The sequence below is a fragment of the Microbacterium sp. AC026 genome, from assembly GCF_979258475.1.
The window spans coordinates 2,843,694-2,863,828 of record NZ_OZ409857.1; the positions used below are offsets into that span (position 1 = coordinate 2,843,694).

A 20,135-nucleotide genomic window follows, 5' to 3' on the forward strand; every position below is an offset into this window, starting at 1 on the left:
CGAGGAGAACAGAAACTCATGAACAGCAACGCACCACTCACCGAAACGTCCACCATCGCGCAGTGGCTCGCGGACCCGATCGGGGCTCCCATTATCGAGCGACTCATCGCGACATTCGGCCAGGACCCCGAAGTACTCGCCCAGATTCAGAATCTTCCCCTGAACTCGTTGATCTCGATGAGTCAGGGGCTGCTCACACAGGACAAAGTGGACGACCTCGTGAGAGAAGCGAACGGAGGGGTACTGCCCGAACCGGAAGCGACCGTCGCACCAGCCGGCGCGAACAGATTCAGCGGAAAGACGATCATCGTCACCGGCGCCGGTTCGGGGATCGGCCGCGCCACCGCTGAGCGGATCGTTCTCGAGGGCGGACGAGTTGTCGCCGTCGACATCGCGGCGGACCGGCTCGACGATCTCGTGGCGGCCTCACCCGCGGACGCCGTGGTTCCGGTCGCGGGCGACATCACGACGGAAAGCGACATCGCACGCATCATCGATACCGCGGGGACAGTGATCGATGGCCTTGCCAATGTCGCCGGAATCATGGACGGGATGCTGCCTCTCCACGAAACCGATGACGACGTTTGGGAACGAGTCCTCGCGGTGAACGTCACCGGAACGTTCAAACTGACGCGCGCTGTTCTCCCGCACATGCTCGCTGCCGGGCGTGGGGCCGTGGTGAATGTCGCCTCCGAGGCGTCCCTCCGCGGTAATGCTGCCGGCACTGCGTACACGGCCTCCAAGCACGCGGTGGTGGGAATCACCAAGAGCGCCGCGTTTCTCTACGGCTCGAGTGGGATCCGCGTCAACGCCGTAGCTCCCGGCCCGACCGCGACAGGTATCGCCGGCGAGTTCAGATCTGACTTCTCCAAGGAACGGATCAGCCGCTTCTTCCCCGTACTGCCTCCCGTAACGACGGCTGCGACTCTAGCGGCATCAATCACCTGGTTGCTCAGCGACGACAGCACAAACGTCAACGGCCAGATCCTTGCTTCTGACGGCGGGTGGTCCGTTCAGTAGTCCCTGCCGCAAACATCCCGCCGGGCCAGCCGGCCATGACGAACAGAAGAGAGAATATGTCGAAACTCAAGAACAAGGTCGTCCTGATCACCGGTGCATCATCGGGAATCGGAAAGCAGCTGGCCCTCCGGGCAGCGTCAGAAGGTGCCAATCTCGCCATCTGCGCACGCACCGAGTCCAAGCTGCTCGAGACGCAACGACTTTGCGAAGAACGTGGCGCACAGGTCGTCGCTGTTCCGGTCGACATCATGGACCCCTCCGCGCTAGGACGATACGTGGACGCAGCCGTCGGCCGATTCGGCACTATTGATGCCCTCGTAAACAACGCCCACACGATCACGCTCCCCGCACCATTCCTCGACAAGACAATCGAGGACCTCGATACCGAGATGCGCAGCTCGGTATACGCGTACTGGCACCTGATGAAGCTGAGCTTCCCGCACATGCGCGATCACCAAGGAGCGGGGGCCTCGATCATCAACTTCGCATCCGAAGCGGCCGTGATGGGGGACTCTCTCTACGCGCCATACGCTGCAGCGAAAGAAGCCGTTCGAGGGCTTTCGCGCGTCGTCGCCCGCGAATGGGGCGCGTACAACATCCGCGTCAACACGTTGTGCCCCAACGGCATGACCGACAACATCTCGTCAGGGATCGAGTGGATGGAAGATGCGACGAGAGATCACATCGAGAAGTCGTTCGTGAACAACCCGTTCCGACGCGTCGGTGACCCATATGAGGACGTGGCCCCCGTAGTTGTTTTCCTCGCCTCAGACGAGAGCCGATGGATCACAGGGCAAAACATTCATGCTGACGGCGGCGGGCTGATCAACGCGTGAACCGCACCCGATTCACAGAACAGAGAGAGGGCACCATGGACGGACTGAAGGGCAAAGTCATCGTCTTCGCTGGCGCGGGCGGCATCGCCGCGAGCACCGCACGAATCCTCGGGTCGTCAGGAGCGCACGTCGTCGTCGGCGACATCCTTCAGGAATCCGCTGACCGCACAGCCCAGGCCGCTATCAACGCGGGAGGAAGCGCGGTCGCGCTGTCCGGCGACATCTCCATCGAGAGCGACGTGATCGCTCTTGTCAGCGCAGCGCTCGATCGCTACGGACGCATAGACGGACTGTTCAACGTGGCAGCGAACATCACTCCCGCAGAGGTTGAGAAAGACACCGACGTGGTCGACATAGAGCTCGCCACCTGGCAACGATCGCTCGACGTCAACCTGACCGGCTACCTACTCACCCTCAAGCACACTCTGCCGCACATGCTCACCGCGGGCGGCGGATCCGTCGTGAATACGATGTCGGGGGCGGTGTACGCGGGTATGGAGGACAAGGTCGCCTACGCTGCGACCAAAGCCGGTGTCGGCGCCCTTACTCGCCACGTCGCGCGACGTTTCGGCAAGCAAAGAATCCGTGCCAACGCGATCGCGCCGGGGATGGTCCTCACCGACCAGACTCGCGCGAATCTGCCGGAAGAGTATCAACAGCTCATCTTGCAGGCGACCCCATCACACAGGCTCGGGCAGCCAGCAGACATCGGCGCCAACGTTGCGTTCCTCCTCTCTGACCAAGCCGAATGGGTCACGGGACAGACGCTGTGCGTCGACGGCGGCACGACGATGCGTACCTAAACCGGACGCTCGCCCAGCCCGATGGCGCGGCTGGAGACAATGAAGGGCCCCTTCTGCCGATCGGCAGAAGGGGCCCTTCATCTTCCAGGCCCGTCCTCAGGAGGAAACCACCGAGAATGAGGTGGAGAGCGAAGCCGTGGAATCGCCGCCGATCCAAACGTCGATCGTGGTCGCATCCTGCACCCGACTACGCGTCGCGGCCGACCAGTACTGCAACGTCTCCGGCCCGAGTTCGAAGCGCACGGTATGAGTCGCGCCCGCCGCAATCGCGACCCGCTTGAAACCCTTTAACTCGCGTACCGGACGTGACGAGGTGCCATACCGCTGGTGGGTATACAACTGCACGACCTCTTCCGCATCGCGATGTGACGTGTTCGTCACGTCCACCTGCACCGATACGGTCTCGCCAACAACGACCGAGTCCTTCTCAAGCTGAATATTGTTGTAGTCGAACTCGGCGTAGCTGAGCCCAAATCCGAACGGGTACAGCGGAGTCGATGCCTCATCCCAGTAGCGCGTTCCCCTGTCGTCCGGCGCGAACGTGCGATTGTGGGCGTAGATCATCGGCACCTGGCCGACGTGACGTGGCCATGAGAACGGCAGCCGACCCGCGGGTGATACATCTCCGAAGAGCACGGTGGCGACTGCATCGCCTCCTCGCGTGCCGGGATACCAAGCCTGCACGATGGCAGAAGCGGAGAGATCAATCGATCGGAGGTCAACGGGCCGCCCCGACATCACGACAACGACCACAGGCGTCCCCGTATCCACGATCCTCTGCACCATCTCGACCTGTCGACCAGGAAGGTCGAGCGTGGATCGCGAGGCGAGCTCGCCCGACTGATTCTGACGTTCGCCCACGACGACGACAGCGACGTCGGAACCAGACGCGAGCTGGACGGCGTTGACGATGGCCTCCTCATCGTCATCGGCGACTCCAAACGCTCCCTCGCCGGGGTCGGGGTCTTGACGGTCGAACGGTGAAGGGAACAGTCGATCCGGAAGGGACACGCCGGGGGCATAGTCGACCCGGGTCCGCTCGCCGGCACGCTTCTGAAGCCCTTCGAGCAGGGTGGTGGTGTCATCCGTGCGATGTCCAAACACCCAGGGTCCGAGCGTGTCCCGCTTGCTGTCGGCCAATCGACCGATCACAGCCACCGATCGCGCGTCGGATGACAGCGGGAGAGCGCCGTCATTCTTCAGGAGCACGAGGGAACGTTGAGCGGCATGCGCGGCGGTAGCGAGGTGTTCGGGATCGGTGAGGACGGCTTCGGCTGCACTCTCATCGACGTAAGGATCCTCGAAGAGTCCCAGCTTGAACTTCGCAGCAAGCACTCTCCGCACCGATGCGTCCAGGAGCTCTTCGCTCAGTCGTCCGTCTGCAACAGCAGCCGGGAGATGGTCGAAGGCGGGCTCCGAGACGCTCATTTCCATGTCGTTGCCCGCGATGATGGCACGCGCGGCGGCGTCGGAAGGGTCAGCAGCGAAGTGCTGGATCTCCATCGACTTGATGGCGTTGGCGTCCGAAACCACGAACCCTTCGAAGCCCAGCTCGTCGCGCAGGACATCCGTCAGCAGCCACTTGTTGCCGCTCGCAGGCACGCCGTTCAGGTCCATGTACGCGCTCATGATGTTCTCAGCCCCGGCGTCGATCGCGGCTTTGAACGGCGGGAAGTACACGTTGCGCAGTTCGGCGTCGGAGACCTCGGCATCTTCGTAGTCCCGTCCGCCACGTGCGGCACCGTAGCCTGCGAAGTGCTTCGGCCCGGCCAGAACGTTGGTGGTGCCCAGGTCGCCCTGGAAGCCACGCACCTGTGCGGCCGCTACAGCCGCTCCCAGGTAGGGATCCTCGCCAGCACCCTCCACGATCCTGCCCCAACGCGGATCCCGAGCGATATCGATCATCGGTGCGAACGTCCAATGAATTCCGGACGCCCGCGCCTCTTCGGCGGCCACGGTCTGGCCCTCCTCGATTGTCTGCGGGTCCCAGGACGCGGCGAGTGCGATAGGTACAGGAAGAACCGTGCGTAGACCATGGATGACGTCGAAGCCGAACAACAACGGGATGCCGTGTCGGTTTCCTTCGATTGCCAGACGCTGCCACCTGTTGGTGACCGCGGGATCCTTGATAAACAGGAGCGAGCCGACCTTGCCCGCTGCAGCTGCGGCCTCGACTTGCAGCGGCTGACGCACGAAAACCTGGTGCTCGGGGGGCAGCGAATCGATATCGAAGTCCGCCGGAAGCTCCCCGACGTCGAAGCAGAAGTACTGGGTCAGTTGGCCGGCCTTCTCCTCAATCGTCATGCGCGCAAGAAGGTCTTCGACCCGCTCAGCGACGGTGAGGGACGGGTCTTTGTACGGAGGTTGTGAGGTCACAGGAGTTCTTTCCACGTAGGAGCGCGAAGCTCGGGGTATTAGCGGACGGTCTTGACCCGGAGGAGCACGATGAGGCCCCCGAGGACGGTGAAGGCAGCGGCAGCGAGGTACAGCGGTGTGTAGTTCTTGTCGCCGTCGGCTGCGCCGATGAGGAGGAAGATAGGAGCGACGATCGGGGCGATTGCCTGGGGCAGAGTGAACGAGAAGCTGTTGAGAGCGTTGAACCGCGCAGCCTGGGTGTCTCGCTCAGGAAGCACATCAAGGACAAGCGCCTGATCGACGGCGGAGAACACGCCGATTCCCATGCTGTTCAGGAAGAATCCGAAGATAATCACTTCCAGCGAGGGAGCGAAGGCGACGATGACCGCGCCGGTGGCGAACACCATTCCGCCGCCGAGGATGAATAGCTTGCGCCGACGGAGCTTGTCGGACAAGAAGCCTCCACCGATGGCCCCAGCCATCGTGGCGACAATGCCAATCAGGCCGAGAAGCGCAATCGTTCCGCCGATCTGATCCACAGGTAGGCCCAGGCGCGACGAGAGGAAGAAGGCGGTGAAGGTGGAGCTCAGCGTGAGTCCGAAGAAGAAGAACCATCGCCCGAGGAAGTTCCACGAGAAGTCCGGGTACATGCGGGGGCTGAAGACGTACTTTGCCAGCATCCCCTTCAGGTTCAACTTGTGAGCTGCGGGCATGGCCCGGCTGTCGGCCTCACGAACGAAGACCAGGAAGAGAAGTACAAGGACCACGCCGATCACACCGGGCACGAGGAAGAGAAAGAATGAGTTGAAGGCAAGGGAACCTCCCGCAACAGCGCCGACGACCGGAGCTATCTGGCCCACGACTCCGGTGAGCCCTGCGACCTTGCCACGCTGCGACGCAGGAAGGCGGTCGGCCTGCGAGTTCTGCAAACCGCCGATAACCTGTCCCCATCCGAGCGTCGAGACGATCCAGCCCACCGCAAGCAGAGGCACGTCCTGAGCGAGGGCGAGGATCGTCAGTCCAAGGATGCCCACTACGAGGCCGATGATCATCCAGGGTCGACGACGACCAAGCCGTGAACGAGTCTGGTCACTCAGAACGCCGAACAGTGGAGCAAGAATCACACCAATGCCGGCAGCGATGCCGAGTACGAATCCCAGGCTTGCTTCGTTGTCGGGAGCGAGCTTTTGAATCTGGATCGCGAGTGAGAGCGCGATCGGCGTCACGAAAGCCAAGTTCGCCCCAAACAGAGCGAGCAACAAGAAAGTCACGTAACTCTTGGGCACCCGCGGCCGATCGTCGTCGAACGCATCGGCGACGTCTGAGACTGTCTCAGCCTCAGCTGAGGCGGGGGAGACAGCGATGGGGAACACCGTACCGGCGGCTTCCTCGGGTCCACGGTCACTGGTCAAGATGAGACTCCTTTGTCGTTGTGAGCTTCTCGCTCGACGTCCATTGTCACGAGATAATAGGCGGACACGTGAGATTACCACGTGTCAAGCCCGCTTCCAACCGCAAGAGGGCCAGAGGTATGGCGGTCCTCGGCGGGCGAGTTCTCTCGAGTAGCGTCGATCAACTGCGAACTGAGGGATCCGCCGCGGCGGCGAGGCCCGTTCGATTTCGCTCCCGGGCGGCGCCGCGGGTTTGAGGGGCCGTGCTCAGCTCGGCGGGCCCAAGCTGAACTGTTTCGAACCTCGCCACGCGAGCCGAATAAACAGTGGTTGTCACAACCCTCGACGCGCACTGCCACGTCTCGATTCCTACTGCTACTGAGTCTGCGTCTGCGACACTGACAAGATTCGGCGGCCTCCGGGGTTAGAGCGAAAGCGGTCTCGCTCCCGGTCTTGAGGTCGTGATCGTGCCGGGCGCACTGGGCCAGAACCATATGTGTGGCGATCAGGGTGCTCGTCAGCCTGGGCTGCGCTGGATAGTTGCGATAAGTGGTCTTATCGTCGGTAAACGGCCAGACAGGGAAGTAAGAAGGGGCTGAGCAGATGAGAGCGCGTTTCCAGTGCTGGCGCGGGGTTCCAGCGCGACACGCAGACTTGATGCCGAAGCTGGGAGATCGCAATACGCTCGAGTCGAGTGCCCGTCTGATGTCTACGTTGGGACCATGACTCAACGCGGATCGAAGTTGATGGCTGTCATCGGCGCGTCAGCGGGACTGGTGGGGGCGGCGACAGCCGTGCTGTTCTTCCTCCAGCCCTGGAGAAGCTGTCCCTATGAGGACACATCCGTCGGGTGCGCCATGCTGCCTAACGACGCGGCAGTGATGGTGATCGCGCTTGGTGTCGCCGTCGTTGGCGCCGGGGTGTTCACTGTCGGCAGGCTTCTTTCTCGTCGATCCCAAGGTGTGCGTACTTCCTAGAGCATGTGTCCGGGCGCGCGTTCGCACTAAGCGCCGACCATTTCGTCTGCGAGGATCGAAGAGTGCCCGAGCCTGTCGATGTCACCAATGCTGATCACTACGTGTGGGGCGAGGTCTCGGATGGCTGGCGGCTGCTCGACAGCCCAGGGTTGTCGGTGATCGAGGAGCGAGTGCCGGCCGGCGCCGGCGAAGAGTGGCACGTGCACGACACGGCGGCGCAGTTCTTCTACGTGCTCGAGGGAACGGCTCAGATGCAGACCGCCGAGGGCGCCGTCGACCTCGAGGCCAGGCAGGGAGTCGAGGTCCCGCCTGGGCTCGCGCACCGGTTCTTCAACCCTGGGGACACGGAGACACGGTTCCTCGTGATCAGCACCCCAAACACGCGAGGAGACCGACGGCCCGTCGACGTCGCGCTCTGAGGCGTGTGGTTCGGATAGCGTGACCGAGTACGGCTCCACCACCGTGCACCGGGGAGCCACGATGGCAACGGACAAGCTGAACGCTGAGCTGGATCGAATATTCGGGGAGCGAGACCGCGAGAACATGGCGCCGACGATCGCGGCGCTTCGCCCGATCCTGGAGCAGCACCCGCACGATCCGCGTGTCCTCTACGAAGTCGGCGGCGCGTTCGATACGGCGGGCGAAGAGGTCATGGCGAAGGGTTACTACCGGCGCGCCCTCGAGAACGGACTCCACGGCGACATCCGCCGCCGGTGCTACCTGCAGTACGGGTCCACGCTGCGCAACCTCGGCGATCTGGAGAAGTCCGCGGAGGTGTTCAGGACGGCTCGCGAAGAGTTCCCTGGCGACGTGGCGCTGGGTGCATTCGAAGCGCTGACGCTGCATGCGCAGGGGCAGATGAGTGCAGCGTTGGGTAGTCTGCTCACGCTGCTCGCCGAGCACGTGCATGTCGATGAGCTCGAGCGGTACAAGCCTGCGATGCGGGGAAACGCCGACTACCTGGTCTCGCTCGACGCGCATGAGCACCGTTGAACGCAGCGCGCATCGCACTGGACGGTGCATCGCCCTCGCGGGATGAGGGTCGCGCACGCTCGGGCCGAGATGGTGCGATCTGAGTCTGTCAGCGGGCGCCGGGGGCGTGCGCTGACATCGGGTGTGACGCCCGGCGGGCACCGGCGTCACCCGGGATGCCCCGCCAGCGTTACCTCCCTTGAGGCGGGGCATCCCACCTCGAGGACGTCTCGCTGCCCGTAGTCTCACGCGTTCATTGCTTGAGCATCGCGACGGCCAGCTTGTGCTCGTCGTCGATCAGGTGGGAGTGGTCGTCGTCGCCGAGGTCGATGCGTACCCAGTCGATCGTTCCGGTGAACGCGTTGCCGGTCGCGCCGTAATCGGGTGAGACCGGCGATGCGAGGTCTTGGCCGACGTCGACGGTCTCGTCGAAGGTGAACTGGTAGGGGATCGTCTTCTCGATCCGACCTTCGCCGATCTTGTCTTCGCCGGCGAAGAGAGTGACCGTGCCGCCTTTCGCGACGCCGCCTCCGTCGTAGGCGAAGTGTGCTCGCAACTCGCGGTCCCCAATTGGCGCAGGCTCGTCAGAGCGCACGATGTCGACGGTGATGCCGAGCAGGTTGTACGCGAACGCGAGAGCACCATCCTTCAGGTAGAACGACCAGCCTCCGTACGCGCCTCCTTGCGCGATGAGCACACCGTCAGCACCCGCGTCGGGGATCGATACCTGCGCGGTGACGGTCCACGACTTGTTCTTGATGTTGATCGTGGTGTTCTCGCTCATGCGCTTCATACCGGGATAGAACTTCTGCGTGTCGCTGACGACGAGTTGCGGCCGGCCGGCGATGTCCGGGTTCATCCGCTCGGCGGAGCGGATGTCGAGGGGGAGCACGTTGAAGCGTGCCGCCTGGATGAGGAACAGCCGCTGCAGGTGAGCGAGGCGTTCGGGTTCTTCGGCGGCGAGGTCGTTGGACTGTGTCCAGTCTTCCTCGACGTTGTACAGCTCCCAGACGTCGTCGTCGAGGCCATGGGATGACGCGAGCCAGGGATCCTTATGCTTCGCGACGGCCGTCCAGCCCTTGTGGTAGATCGCGCGGTTGCCGATCATCTCGAAGTACTGGGTCTCGTGCTGCTCGGCCGCGTCGGCATCCGCGTCAGTGAAGGTGTAGTTCATCGCCGTGCCCTCGTAGGGGCGTTGGGTGACGCCGTTGACGATGCTGGGCTCGGGGATTCCGGCGGCTGCGAGCACGGTGGGTGCGACGTCGATGACGTGACTGAACTGGTTGCGGATGCCGCCCTTCTCCACTCCGCCGTTCGGCCAGCTGACGATCGTTCCGTTGCGGGTGCCGCCCCAGTGGCTCGCCACCTGCTTGGTCCACTGGTATGGGGTGTCCATCGCGTGAGCCCACCCGACGGCGTAGTGGTTGTAGGAGCGCGGGGTGCCGATGTCGTCGATGTGATCGGCGACGTACTGTTCGGTCTCGATCTCGTTCATGTGGTTGATCGTGAAGCTCTCGTTGGTCGTGCCGTGCATCGACCCTTCGGCACTGGCGCCGTTGTCGCCGATGATGACGTAGACGAGGGTGTCGTCGAGGATGCCGAGCTCTTCGTAGGCGTCGAGCAGCCGGCCGACGTGGTGATCGGCATAGGCGAGGAATCCGGCGTAGACCTCCATCTGGCGGGCGAGAGCGGGCTTGATCAGATCACTCATCTCGTCCCACGCGGGGATGCCCGGGCTGCGCTCGGTGAGTACGGCGTCGGGCGGGATGACGCCGAGCTCGAGCTGGCGCGCGAACGTTTCCTTGCGGATCTCGTCCCAGCCCTGGTCGAACTGTCCTTTGTACTTGTCGGCCCACTCAGCAGGCACATGGTGTGGTGCGTGGGTGGCGCCGGGGGCGAAGTAGGTGAAGAACGGCACGTCGGGCGCGAGAGACTTCTGCTCGCGGGCCCAGGCGATCGCTTTGTCGGTCATGTCGCCCATGAAGTGGTATCCGTCTTCGGGGGTGCCCCAGGGCTCCACGGGTGTGGTGTTCTCGTACAGGGCCGGGTACCACTGATTGGTCTCGCCGCCGATGAAGCCGTAGAAGTACTCGAAGCCGTTGCCGGGACTCGGCCATCCATCGAATGGGCCGATCGCGCTCGCCTGCCACACGGGCACCTCGTGGCACTTGCCGAACTGAGCCGTGTTGTAGCCGTTGAGCTTCAGCGTCTCAGCCAGCGGAGCGCAGCTGTTGGGACGCAGCGAACTGTAGCCGGGTGCGGAGGTGGCGATCTCGGTGATCCCTCCCATGCCGACCGTGTGGTGGTTGCGTCCGCTGAGAAGTGCCGCCCTCGTGGGTGAGCAGAGCGCCGTGGTGTGGAAGCGGGTGTACTTCAGTCCTGCGGCCGCGACGCGCTCGAAGTTCGGGGTCTGCACGGGTCCGCCGAAGGAGCTGGAAGCGCCGAATCCGGTGTCGTCGATGAGCACGATCAGGACGTTCGGGGAGCCTTCAGGGGGCGCACCGGGGTGATCGGCGGGAACGTGGTGTCGGGGTCGGTCGCGTCGTAGGTGACCGTGCCCGTGTAGGCGAGGTCCGGGATCGGAAGAACAGAACGCTGCACGTCGGACATCGCCACTCCCTGAGGTACGGCGAGCCGGTCTCGCCCTGTGCGGTCGAGCGTATGCGCCACGCGCGAGGCGGAAACGGGCGGGTCACCCTTCGAAGGTGAGGGGCGGGAACGCCCCGTCCCGCTAGGCCGCATCCTGTATCTGGCAGGCGGCGCCGGTGGCGTTGTCCGGCCGTTCCAGGCTCAGAACCATCTGCCGCCGAGAAGGAGCTTCTTGACGGCACTTCCACGAAAGCAGGATCCCCATGGCCGATCTCATCGTCATCGCATACGACTCCGAAGCGGACGCGGAAGCGGCGTACAACCGGGTGCAGGAGCTGCAGGGCGACCTCGTCGTAGAGCTCGCCGGGCTCGCACTCGTCAAGGTTGACGGCGAGGGTAAGACCAAGGTCGAATACCCCGGGACCACCGGCAAAGTGGGTGCCGGTGCCGCCGGCGGGGCTCTCTTCGGCGGACTGATCGGGATCCTCTTCTTCGTCCCCTTCGCGGGACTGATCTTCGGAGGACTCTTCGGTGCCCTGTTCGCGGGCCTGGACAAGACTGGCTTGGACGCCGAGTTCCGCAACCGCGTGAAATCGACGGTCACCGCCGGGAAGTCCGCCATCGTCCTCTACGCCGTGAAGCTCACCGAGGACAAGTTCGCCGCAGCGCTCGCCCCGTACAACGGCACCGTCGTGCAGACATCACTGTCGGAGGAAGACGAGAAGGAACTCATCCACGACCTGGGCTCGCACTGATCGATCGCTACGTGTGCGCTGAGGCGGTCGGCCCCAGATTCGTCGCGCGGGACGACGAATCTGGGGAGGCTGCTGCGCCATCCGTAGCCGACGCACCACCTCCGCAGCCGGCCCCATGCCTCTCAACGCCGGCGTCGGCGATGGGCGGCATCGTCACTCCACCTCGTTCGGGTAGGCCATGAACGATCCTCGTTCGGCGCTGGCCCACCGCCCAATCCAGTGGCATTGGACGATGTTCTTGCTCGGTGCGGTGTACGCCGTGCCCGCGATGATCGTCATGCCGTTCAGCCCAACAGCGGGGCTCGCTCTCGCGGTCGGGGTCATCCCGGTCGCCGCATTCGATCTTCCCGGCTACCGCAGAGGTCGACGCATCATCCCCCTCGTGGGGCTCCTCAGCGCTGTGGGGTTCCTGACCGGCTCTCTCTTGACGCAGGTGCCGTTCCTTGCGGTTTGCGCCATGTTCGGCCTCGCCGTCGGCTGCACCTGGTGGGCGCGGCAAGCTCGAGCGGGCGCGCTGGCGCTTGCGGTGGTTCTTCCACTCACGGGCATCGCGTTGTCCTATCGCGATCTCGCGGAAGGTGCCCTGATTGCCGTCCTCATGCTCGCTGGATCTCTCTACGCATGGGGCGTGGCGATGCTCTGGCCGGAGAGGCAGGTCGCCCCTCCTGCGCGTCCCCCCACCCCGACGCGGCAGGAGGCGCTCACATACGGCGCCCTTCTCGGTATGGCAGCCGCGATCGCCGCGCTCCTCGGATACGTGCTCGAACTGGAGCACGTCGGCTGGGCGACGGGAACTGTCCTGCTGGTGATGCGACCCGGCCGAGAGCAACTCGTCTTGCGTGGTGTCGGGCGAGCAGCGAGCGTCGTGGCCGGAGCCTTCGCTGCGGCATACCTGGCCGGACTTGATCCCCCTGTCGCAGTCACGATCGCCACCGTCGGACTGGCGATCGCTGCCCTCGCCGCAACACAGGGCAGCCGGTGGTACATCGCTCCGGCGTTCACCACCTATCTCGCGCTCACGCTCATCTTGCAGGGCATTGGAGAACGACCAGGACTCCGCTTTGCCGAGCGGGCACTCGAAACACTCATCGGCGTCGCCCTGGCACTGCTGTTCGGCGCCGTGATTCCCATCCTCATCCGAGCGGCGCGCACCGCTTCACAGAAGCAGGTCCCCGACGGTCAAGGGTCTGGTGCCTAGCTGGCGATCACTCAGTGAGCAGATCAGCGTAGAGCTGGGCGGCGCCCGCGGCGTCAAGCGCGAGGATCTCGTCTTCGGGCACCTTCCGCAGCCGCTTGCTGAACGCCGCTTTGGTCAGGAGGACTGCCTCGCGCTCGTTGTCGTTGATGACCTGACGCAGAGCGACCAGCTCGTCGGTGTCGTGCGGGGTCGTGCTGTAGATGAGAGCCATCGGTGTCTCCTCGAGGTCGTGTGTGGGGTGAGCGTCGAGCGCAGGTCAGTCGATCTCGCCTGCCTTCAGCGCGCGCTTGATCGCTTTCATCGACCGCCAAGGGCGACCCTTCAGCGCGTCGTCCTGCGTGATGACGAGAGCTCGGATGTGCCGGGCGGTCTTCTTGCCGATCGGTTTCTGTTCAGGCATGGGGCCACTTGTTCGGGGTCAGGGTCGGTCGTGACGAGCGGGGTGGAGGCTCGCTGAGCAACTGAGGTTTGTGAGGTTGTAAACACGTAAACCCCGGAATCACGCGGATCGACGAGGACTCCGTATAGTGAGGTTTCTGAGGTTGCGGTCGCCAGCCGCAGTGGCTGTCTGACTGGATCCGTCGCGCGGGGGATGACCGCGGGCACGCCGAGTCCGTAGCGTGAAGCGCATGGATATCGCTTCGATGATCATGGGCGGCTCGATCGTTTCGATCGGATGGATCGCGTTCTGGCCGTGGGCACAGCTGAAACGGCTTCGCGAGCTCGAGGAAGTGCAGCCGCAGGTCCGGACTCGGATTAGACCTCGATCGGAGGCAATGCGCTCGGATGCGCTCGGTTGCTGGGGGTCTCCGTCGAAGTGCCCCGGCAATCGAGCGCAGGGGAGCGCACGAAATCCGCGAGATTCCGCGGAAGTCAGACCGGGGGTCATAAGCAGTGCCGACCCGCCCGGGCTTATGACCCCGCGCTGGCGCGTGGCTAGCCTCGAGCGGTCATCCGGCGGATCTGCTCGGCGTATCCGTCGAGGACGTCGAAGATCCCGCGGTGCTGCCAGACGCGGTTGCGTCCTTGGCCGGTCGTCTCGGTGAGCACCCCGCGATCGGCGAGTGTGTCCAGCGCGCGCAGCGCCGCCATCTCGCCGAGTCCGAGCGCGCTCATGAGGTACTTCGTGTTCACAGCCGGCTGGCCCACGAGCGCGGGAAGGACCTTCCAGACCGCAGCGTCGGAGCGGACGCCCTGGAGTAGAGCGCGGGACTCGTCCAGCTGCGCGACGAGATCGTCGACCAGCTGCGTCCCCGTGGACGCGGCGATGCGACTCGCCATGGCGAACTCGCGGATGATCGGGGCAGCGTCGCCGGCTCGGAAAGCGGTCAGCGCCTGGAAGTAGCGCCCGGTGTTCACGAGCAGTCCTGCAGAGATCGGTACGGCGGTGGAGCCGACGAGACCCTTGTTGCGCAGGATCGACTGCGCGAGCGCGCGGCCGGTGCGGCCGTTGCCGTCGACGAACGGGTGGATGGTCTCGAACTGGGCGTGCGCGACAGCGACCTGAACAAGCACGGAGATGTCCTGGCGCTGCACGAATCTGACCAGGTCACCGATCGCACCGGGAATCCGGTCGTGGTGGGGAGCTATGAACTCCGCCTGGCGGGGGCCGGCGTTGCCGGGGCCGATCCAGACCGGTTCTTGGCGGTAGAGACCTGCTTCGTGCTCGAGGCCGGATTGGTGGCGCAGCAGAGCGTGGTGCATCTGCAGGATCGACTCCTCGGAGATCTCGTCCGAGAGCGCGAGGGCTGCCTCCATGGCGCGGACGTTCCCGATCACCGTGAGCGCGTTGGCCTTGTCGCCTTCATCGATCTCGGCGAGAGCGAGCTGCTTCGCCGACGTCGTCAGCTGCTCGATCTGTGAGCTGGACGCGGACTCTGTGCGTAGCAGGATCGCGGTCATCGGGCCCAATGCCGGGCTGTCTGTGCCCAGAGTTCGTCGTGCATGCTCGTCGAATGCGACCAGCTGGCGCGTGGCGTCTTCGACGTCAGCCGCGTCTTCGCTCGGGACCTGAGGGCTCCACCGTGCGAGCGGTGCAGTGACCGTCGCCTCATACGGCCCGGTCTGACGCACAACCTCGGCCCGTGAGAACATCTCCGGTGCATGCGGCGCCCAGTCCAGGGTCTCGCTCGAGACAGCATCAATGGGGATGCGGATGCTGGGCGAAGACGTGGGCATCACATCATCATACCAACACTTATGTACCTAGGTGTTGGCAGGGAGCGACTCGACCCGCGTCTGGCGCGAAAAGCGATCGGCGGCGAGATCATCTCGCCGGATGAACTCGAGCGTCTCTTCGGTCGTGAAGGTTCTACCTCGACGTTCGGCGAGAGCCTCGATCCGAAGCTCCTCCATGCCCTGTCGGATCTCCTGGAGACGTGCGAGACGCGCCTGGTCTGGTGGGTCGATCATGGTGCCTGTCGATGACCTTGAGCGGTACAAGCCCGCGATGCGCGGCAACGCGGAGTACCTCGTCACTCGATGTCTACTTGAGTCTTGTGGGAATGGACTCGAGCGGGGATCCTGAATCTGCCGGATGGCGCCGGGGGCGATCATCTGGCCGGAGTGACTCCGGCGGGCATCGGCGTCACTCGGGGCGCCTCGCACATGAAATGGATCTGAGACTACGGGCCGAGAGGCGGCGCTCGATCGAAGAAGAGCTGGGGCCGGCCCCCGACTCTCCGTCGTCGCGCCAAACTGATGTGGTCTCTGTGGCGACACAAAGGCCAAGGCCGGGTCTACCGGCTCGATCGGGTGAAGGAGCGGCGGATTGTGCTGACGCGAAGATTGACCGCAGATGAAGTGCGCAATCACGCGCCGCGCCTCCTTGAGCTTCAGCACGAGGCGTACGCTGTCGAGGCTCGGCTGATCGGTGACGACCGCATTCCGCCGCTCCATGAGACGGCGTCCGACCTGCTTTCGGCTGGCTTGGAGTGGCTGGTCTGCGTCGACGAGAATCACCAGATCGCCGGAGCGGTGGGATACGTGATCGAGAATGACGTCGTCGACCTCGACCGTCTCATGATCGACCCCACCCATCACCGGAAGGGCCTGGGCGCCGCGTTGGTGGGGCAGGTCATGTCGCTCGCGCCCCAGACGGTCGTCGCGACCGGGCGCGACAATGCGCCAGCTCGAGCGCTGTACGAGTCCCTCGGCTTCGTGCACCAGTCGGATGCCGAGCCGATTCCCGGCCTCTGGGTCAGTCGCTACTCTCGCACCCAAGCCTGAGGAGTACGAGGCAGGGCCGACTCACCCTTCGCCTGACACTCGACTCCGGATGCTCCCGCCTCACGCCCGCGCTCACGCGCAGGATTCGTACGGCGGCTCGTCGAGGGTCGTCGCCGTCACTCCCCAGATGATGTCGGTTCCGGCGGTATAGGTCAGGAAGACCGAACCGGTGCCGGCTTCCGACTCGATCGCGAGATAGCGGCGATCGCCGACGCTCTCGACTTCGACCGCGTCAGGGTAGACGGCCAGCGCCTGGTCGAGCCGGGAACCGAGACCGATCCCCTCAGCGGTCAGCGGGCCGACGGCCGGCTTGCCTTCGAGGTCGACGGGTGAAGCGGACACCTGCACGAGGTCGACCACCGCGGGGTCCTGTTCCGAGACCTCGGGGCGCTGAACGGTGAGCATGTATCCGTCGGCCTCCGTGGACGCGAGCCACGGGCAGGCGTCAACCGGAGCGGCACCCGCCGCCGCCACGGCTTCGTCGTAGGGCGCGCCGAGTTCCACGTCTCCGATGCCCGATGGGCTGACGCCCGCGGTCGGCGTGGAGGACGCGCTGGGCGACGGACTCGGCGCAGGATCAGCGGATGCCGTCACCGTCTGCGTGACCGTCGGGGTGGGGGACGCGGGGGCTGCGCATCCGGCCAGCAGCGCAGCGGCGACCGCTATCCCGAACAGGGGCGAGAGGATGCGTGCACGGCGAACCTGGGGTCGTCTGGTGTCGATATCCATGCTTCGACGCTAACGGCGCGGTCGCGACCAGCCCGTCGATTCTCACGGGATTCCCAGATGCCCCGGCATCCGAAAGGCGCAGGCCTTCTTCTGTCCCCCTGAGCCCGTTCAGCGCTGAGGTCCGGGTCTCCTGCGAGGCGGCGTGGGCTCGGGAAAGTAGTGCACCTCTGTGGGCTCGCCTTCGGTGTGCGCCCGCGCGGTCGCCTGGATCTCACGGTCGCGACCCGTCAGTCTCTGGGTCTGCTGTCGTCGGTACTCTCCCCAGGAGGGGACCATGAAGGACTCGAGCAGCAGGTCCTGCTCTTCGCCGCTGCGGAGGAGCGTCCATCGGTACCCGCCGGTTCGCCGCCGCGAACTCTCCACCAGTCGCATGGATTCTCGGAACGCGTCGATGCTGTCGGGTCGCACGGTGTAGGTGATCTGCACGAGAACGGGGCCGTCGGTCGGCTGGGGGTCGAGGACGAGGGTCGGGGTGGGCCACGACATCGAGACGGTCCGGTCGACGGTGCTCGTGCCCGGCAGAAGCGGCAGCCACATCACACTGCCTGCGATGACGACGAGCAGCGCCGCGGCCACGGCCAGCGACGTCGCCGTGCCGACTGCTCCGGCCAGGGCACCCCAGCCGAACGACCCGACGGCCATCGTTCCCATGAAGACGAGGATGTAGATCGATGCTCCTCGCGATCGCACCCACTGCGGGAGGGTCAATTGCAGTGCGGCGTTCAGCACGGTGAGCGTGCCGATCCAGGCGACCCCGGCGAGAACGAGCAGCAGCAGCATGGGGACGAACGGCAGCCATGCCGCGGCGAGCGTGCCGGCTGCGAACAGCACAGCGCTCACCGCGATCACCGCGTTGTCCGAGAACCTCTTGCGGGCGACGGGCAGAACGAAGATGCCGAGCACGGCCCCGGCGCCGAGCGCTCCGAGCAGGAAGCCGTATCCGCTCGCTGTGAGGTCGAGCCGTTTGGCGGTCACGGGAAGCAGCGCCCACAGTGCGCTGGCGGGCAGGGCGAAGAGCGCGGACCTCAGAAGGATGCGGCGCACGAGGTGGGCGGATGAGACGTACCGGACTCCTGCGCGCAGCGCGGCCGTGAACGGTTCCCTGTCGTCGAGTCCGCTCTGCGGCGGCCGTCGCCACCACAGAAGGGCGACGACTGCTCCGATGAAGCTGAGCGCGTTGATGCCGAAGACGACGGGCGCGCCGAACAGCGACAGCAGCACGCCAGCGAGCGCGGGGCCGACGGCCCGGGCACCGTTCACCGTGACGCCGCCGAGCGCGGAGGACGCGCCGATGAGCGGGCGGGGCACGAGTTCCGGTTGGATCGCCTGCCAGGCCGGGGACGTCAGCGTGGAGGTGATACCGAGCAGGAACGTGAAGCCGAGGATCGTCCACGGAGTGAGCTCGTTCAGGGCGGCGATGACGGCCAGCGCCGCGGCGATCACGGCGCTCGCCACCGACCCCCAGATCAGCAGTCTGCGGCGGTCGAGGGAGTCGGCGAGCACGCCCGCGGGGAGGGAGAACAGCACGGCCGGGGCCAGACTCGCCGTCTGCACGAGGGCGATGATGGTCGCGCTGGCCGCGGCGTCGACGAGGTACCACTGTGCGCCGACGGTCTGCATCCAGGTGCCGATGTTGCTGCCCAGCTGCGCGAACCACAGCACCCGGAATGCCGGGATGGCCAGCGGCGCCCAGGCGGAGACGGCGGCGGATCTCGGTGCCACAGGTCGAGAGGTCATCGGGTCTGCTGACATATCCGGCTGTCCTTCCGCAGAGCACATCGAGCCTGGCGCCTCGATGCAGATCGTATAGCCGGAGAACGCAGGCGGAGGTCGATCGGTCGATCTTTCGACTTTCGTCCGAAGGTCGGCACGCAGCGTTCCTATGCGCGGTCGAGCGGCCTCAGCCCTCGGCGTCCGTCGCGGAGCCGAGCTCGGACGGGTGGGTGAGCCGCCACCACTCGGTGGGCGGATCGATGGTCCCTGCGATGGTCACCGGGGCAGTGACGGTGTTCGGTCCGGCAGTCCAGGTGACGGTCCCCACGGCCGTGCCGTCGCGGTAGGTGGGAGGGGTGTCGATGTCCATCGTCAGCTCGATCGGCGTGTCCGACCAGGTGAAGATCGATGCGTCCTCGCCGATGACCAGGGTGGCGGTGGACCCCCAGGGTGTCGAGATCGTTCCGATCTCCTGGCCCTCGCTCGCGACGGGCACCTGATGGAAGCCGGAGCGGATGCTCTCGAGCTCGGCGATCACGGTGGCATTCACCGACTCGCGCGATGATCCGCCGAGGACGACGCCGGTGATCGCGAGCGGATCGGCCGCGCCCACGTCGAGGGTCGCCGTGTACAGCAGGCTGTGCGTGCCCTCGCCGAGGTTGCCGGTCTTCAGTCCCGTGATCCCGGCGGTGCCGAGGAGGGCGTTCGTGTTGATCAGCTGACCGGCGCCGGGGATCGAGACCGAGGGGGTCGCGACGATCCGAGCGATCGCCGGATGCGCGGCGGCGAGCTTCGCGATGGCCAGCAGATCGGCAGGCGTGCTCGTGTTGCGCGGACTGATGCCGGTGGGCTCGGTGACCGTCGTTCCGGTGAGGCCGTGGGATGCGAGCCAGGCGCGCGTCGCACTGAGGAAAGCGCTCTGTGACCCGAAGATCCGGGAGGACAGCGCGTCGGCGTAGTTGCTCGCGGAGGGGATGAGCATGACGGCCAGGGCATCATGCAACGACATCGAGGTGCCGGTGGGCATCGGAGCGATGGTCGCGCCCTGCACGTAGTACTGGTCGTAGAGGTCGTGATCGGCCTTGCCGAACGTGATGGTCGGTCCGGGGTCGTCTGCGGAGGCGAGCGGAGCCGCGTCGAGGATGACGAGGGCGGTGATGAGCTTGGTGATGCTCGCGATGGGGAGCGGCTCGCCCGTCCCCGTCGCCGACCACGTGCCGCTCGCCCCCTCGCCCAGGTACGCGTCGGCGCCGGACACGCTGATCGCCGATGCCGCAGCCGTATGCGTGGCGACGGCAGCCGCGTCGCCGACCGGGACCTGCGGTGCGCGTGCGGTCACGGCCGGCGGATCCACCGGAGCCGTGAGCGCCCACCCGACGTACCCTCCGGTCACGGCCAGCAGCAGGACCACGCAGACGGCGGTGATGATGAGTCCTCGTCGCCGGCGTCTTCTGCGCACCGCGGGGTCGACCCGATCACCGCTGAACTCCTGCTCATGCGCCATGAGCTCCGCGAAATCGGACAGCCCATCCACCGGCTGCCCGGGTGCCGTCATCGAGAGCCCCTCAT

General features: G+C 65.3%; 20 protein-coding genes. 8 read left to right on the top strand and 12 right to left on the bottom strand.

Annotation, left to right across the window (positions count from 1 at the left end):
* The first annotated feature begins 18 nt into the window (after positions 1 to 18).
* From ACZZ93_RS14230 to ACZZ93_RS14240, 3 genes are read left to right on the top strand one after another with little or no spacing between them, the layout of a single operon-like run.
* The gene (locus ACZZ93_RS14230) at positions 19 to 1,020 is read left to right on the top strand and encodes an SDR family NAD(P)-dependent oxidoreductase (RefSeq protein ID WP_372984769.1); all 1,002 of its coding nucleotides are present in this window, start codon (positions 19 to 21) and stop codon (positions 1,018 to 1,020) included.
* 56 nt (positions 1,021 to 1,076) lie between these two features.
* Positions 1,077 to 1,856 (top strand): SDR family NAD(P)-dependent oxidoreductase, encoded by a 780-nt coding sequence (locus ACZZ93_RS14235; RefSeq protein ID WP_463511376.1) that lies wholly within the window; start codon positions 1,077 to 1,079, stop codon positions 1,854 to 1,856.
* Positions 1,857 to 1,891: 35 nt separating this feature from the next.
* A complete protein-coding gene (locus ACZZ93_RS14240; RefSeq protein ID WP_463511377.1) occupies positions 1,892 to 2,659 on the top strand; it encodes an SDR family NAD(P)-dependent oxidoreductase in 768 nt (255 codons plus the stop codon).
* A 96-nt stretch (positions 2,660 to 2,755) separates the two neighbouring features.
* Here ACZZ93_RS14240 and ACZZ93_RS14245 read toward each other — a convergent pair whose 3' ends face one another.
* Complete coding sequence (locus ACZZ93_RS14245) at positions 2,756 to 5,035, bottom strand: glycoside hydrolase family 3 N-terminal domain-containing protein (protein WP_463511378.1); 2,280 nt, start codon at positions 5,033 to 5,035, stop codon at positions 2,756 to 2,758.
* A gap of 38 nt (positions 5,036 to 5,073) precedes the next feature.
* A complete protein-coding gene (locus ACZZ93_RS14250; RefSeq protein WP_372984773.1) occupies positions 5,074 to 6,426 on the bottom strand; it encodes an MFS transporter in 1,353 nt (450 codons plus the stop codon).
* 1,018 nt (positions 6,427 to 7,444) lie between these two features.
* On the opposite strand from ACZZ93_RS14250, the gene ACZZ93_RS14255 reads away from it, so the two are divergent.
* Positions 7,445 to 7,801, top strand: a complete 357-nt coding sequence (locus tag ACZZ93_RS14255) for a cupin domain-containing protein (protein WP_463511379.1) — start codon at positions 7,445 to 7,447, stop codon at positions 7,799 to 7,801.
* A 19-nt stretch (positions 7,802 to 7,820) separates the two neighbouring features.
* Positions 7,821 to 8,375 (top strand): tetratricopeptide repeat protein, encoded by a 555-nt coding sequence (locus ACZZ93_RS14260; RefSeq protein WP_463511380.1) that lies wholly within the window; start codon positions 7,821 to 7,823, stop codon positions 8,373 to 8,375.
* Positions 8,376 to 8,607: 232 nt separating this feature from the next.
* On the opposite strand, the gene ACZZ93_RS14265 is transcribed toward ACZZ93_RS14260, so the two are convergent.
* Together ACZZ93_RS14265 and ACZZ93_RS14270 are read right to left on the bottom strand one after the other, a co-directional pair.
* Positions 8,608 to 10,821, bottom strand: a complete 2,214-nt coding sequence (locus ACZZ93_RS14265) for an arylsulfatase (RefSeq protein ID WP_463511381.1) — start codon at positions 10,819 to 10,821, stop codon at positions 8,608 to 8,610.
* Positions 10,822 to 10,823: 2 nt separating this feature from the next.
* The gene (locus ACZZ93_RS14270; protein WP_463507526.1) at positions 10,824 to 10,964 is read right to left on the bottom strand and encodes a hypothetical protein; all 141 of its coding nucleotides are present in this window, start codon (positions 10,962 to 10,964) and stop codon (positions 10,824 to 10,826) included.
* Positions 10,965 to 11,206: 242 nt separating this feature from the next.
* On the opposite strand from ACZZ93_RS14270, the gene ACZZ93_RS14275 reads away from it, so the two are divergent.
* A complete protein-coding gene (locus ACZZ93_RS14275) occupies positions 11,207 to 11,698 on the top strand; it encodes a DUF1269 domain-containing protein (RefSeq protein ID WP_201471033.1) in 492 nt (163 codons plus the stop codon).
* Between the two features lie 153 nt (positions 11,699 to 11,851).
* Here ACZZ93_RS14275 and ACZZ93_RS14280 read toward each other — a convergent pair whose 3' ends face one another.
* Positions 11,852 to 12,022 carry a hypothetical protein gene (locus ACZZ93_RS14280; protein WP_463511382.1) on the bottom strand — a complete coding sequence of 57 codons (171 nt, stop codon included), beginning with the start codon at positions 12,020 to 12,022 and terminating at the stop codon, positions 11,852 to 11,854.
* Between the two features lie 76 nt (positions 12,023 to 12,098).
* On the opposite strand from ACZZ93_RS14280, the gene ACZZ93_RS14285 reads away from it, so the two are divergent.
* Positions 12,099 to 12,896, top strand: coding sequence for an FUSC family protein (locus tag ACZZ93_RS14285; RefSeq protein WP_463511383.1), 798 nt, complete (start codon positions 12,099 to 12,101; stop codon positions 12,894 to 12,896).
* A 7-nt stretch (positions 12,897 to 12,903) separates the two neighbouring features.
* On the opposite strand, the gene ACZZ93_RS14290 is transcribed toward ACZZ93_RS14285, so the two are convergent.
* The 4 genes from ACZZ93_RS14290 to ACZZ93_RS14305 all read right to left on the bottom strand — a co-directional run bounded on the left by ACZZ93_RS14290 (position 12,904) and on the right by ACZZ93_RS14305 (position 15,308).
* Complete coding sequence (locus ACZZ93_RS14290; RefSeq protein WP_463511384.1) at positions 12,904 to 13,107, bottom strand: hypothetical protein; 204 nt, start codon at positions 13,105 to 13,107, stop codon at positions 12,904 to 12,906.
* A gap of 45 nt (positions 13,108 to 13,152) precedes the next feature.
* A complete protein-coding gene (locus ACZZ93_RS14295) occupies positions 13,153 to 13,296 on the bottom strand; it encodes a hypothetical protein (protein WP_463511385.1) in 144 nt (47 codons plus the stop codon).
* 536 nt (positions 13,297 to 13,832) lie between these two features.
* A complete protein-coding gene (locus ACZZ93_RS14300; RefSeq protein WP_463511386.1) occupies positions 13,833 to 15,074 on the bottom strand; it encodes a Fic family protein in 1,242 nt (413 codons plus the stop codon).
* A 27-nt stretch (positions 15,075 to 15,101) separates the two neighbouring features.
* Positions 15,102 to 15,308, bottom strand: a complete 207-nt coding sequence (locus ACZZ93_RS14305) for a hypothetical protein (RefSeq protein WP_463511387.1) — start codon at positions 15,306 to 15,308, stop codon at positions 15,102 to 15,104.
* A 288-nt stretch (positions 15,309 to 15,596) separates the two neighbouring features.
* On the opposite strand from ACZZ93_RS14305, the gene ACZZ93_RS14310 reads away from it, so the two are divergent.
* Positions 15,597 to 16,124 (top strand): GNAT family N-acetyltransferase, encoded by a 528-nt coding sequence (locus ACZZ93_RS14310; protein ID WP_463511388.1) that lies wholly within the window; start codon positions 15,597 to 15,599, stop codon positions 16,122 to 16,124.
* A 72-nt stretch (positions 16,125 to 16,196) separates the two neighbouring features.
* Here ACZZ93_RS14310 and ACZZ93_RS14315 read toward each other — a convergent pair whose 3' ends face one another.
* From ACZZ93_RS14315 to ACZZ93_RS14325, 3 genes are all read right to left on the bottom strand, one after another.
* Positions 16,197 to 16,853, bottom strand: a complete 657-nt coding sequence (locus tag ACZZ93_RS14315; RefSeq protein WP_463511389.1) for a hypothetical protein — start codon at positions 16,851 to 16,853, stop codon at positions 16,197 to 16,199.
* A gap of 108 nt (positions 16,854 to 16,961) precedes the next feature.
* Positions 16,962 to 18,590: an MFS transporter gene (locus ACZZ93_RS14320; protein WP_463511390.1), complete on the bottom strand. Its 1,629-nt coding sequence runs from the start codon at positions 18,588 to 18,590 to the stop codon at positions 16,962 to 16,964.
* A 163-nt stretch (positions 18,591 to 18,753) separates the two neighbouring features.
* On the bottom strand, positions 18,754 to 20,121 hold the full coding sequence (locus ACZZ93_RS14325) for a D-alanyl-D-alanine carboxypeptidase family protein (RefSeq protein WP_463511391.1): 1,368 nt from the start codon (positions 20,119 to 20,121) through the stop codon (positions 18,754 to 18,756).
* Between the last annotated feature and the right edge of the window lie 14 nt (positions 20,122 to 20,135).

Bases quoted from the DNA above. Each gene is read 5' to 3' on its own strand.
- ACZZ93_RS14295 (WP_463511385.1), bottom strand. From the start codon at position 13,296: ATGCCTGAACAGAAACCGATCGGCAAGAAGACCGCCCGGCACATCCGA.
- ACZZ93_RS14290 (WP_463511384.1), bottom strand. From the start codon at position 13,107: ATGGCTCTCATCTACAGCACGACCCCGCACGACACCGACGAGCTGGTC.
- ACZZ93_RS14280 (WP_463511382.1), bottom strand. From the start codon at position 12,022: ATGACCCCGACCGCGAGAGCGAGCCCCGCTGTTGGGCTGAACGGCATG.
- ACZZ93_RS14235 (WP_463511376.1), top strand. From the start codon at position 1,077: ATGTCGAAACTCAAGAACAAGGTCGTCCTGATCACCGGTGCATCATCG.
- ACZZ93_RS14315 (WP_463511389.1), bottom strand. From the start codon at position 16,853: ATGGATATCGACACCAGACGACCCCAGGTTCGCCGTGCACGCATCCTC.
- ACZZ93_RS14325 (WP_463511391.1), bottom strand. From the start codon at position 20,121: ATGACGGCACCCGGGCAGCCGGTGGATGGGCTGTCCGATTTCGCGGAG.
- ACZZ93_RS14240 (WP_463511377.1), top strand. From the start codon at position 1,892: ATGGACGGACTGAAGGGCAAAGTCATCGTCTTCGCTGGCGCGGGCGGC.
- ACZZ93_RS14300 (WP_463511386.1), bottom strand. From the start codon at position 15,074: ATGCCCACGTCTTCGCCCAGCATCCGCATCCCCATTGATGCTGTCTCG.
- ACZZ93_RS14270 (WP_463507526.1), bottom strand. From the start codon at position 10,964: ATGTCCGACGTGCAGCGTTCTGTTCTTCCGATCCCGGACCTCGCCTAC.
- ACZZ93_RS14230 (WP_372984769.1), top strand. From the start codon at position 19: ATGAACAGCAACGCACCACTCACCGAAACGTCCACCATCGCGCAGTGG.
- ACZZ93_RS14310 (WP_463511388.1), top strand. From the start codon at position 15,597: ATGTGGTCTCTGTGGCGACACAAAGGCCAAGGCCGGGTCTACCGGCTC.
- ACZZ93_RS14320 (WP_463511390.1), bottom strand. From the start codon at position 18,590: ATGACCTCTCGACCTGTGGCACCGAGATCCGCCGCCGTCTCCGCCTGG.
- ACZZ93_RS14275 (WP_201471033.1), top strand. From the start codon at position 11,207: ATGGCCGATCTCATCGTCATCGCATACGACTCCGAAGCGGACGCGGAA.
- ACZZ93_RS14305 (WP_463511387.1), bottom strand. From the start codon at position 15,308: ATGATCGACCCACCAGACCAGGCGCGTCTCGCACGTCTCCAGGAGATC.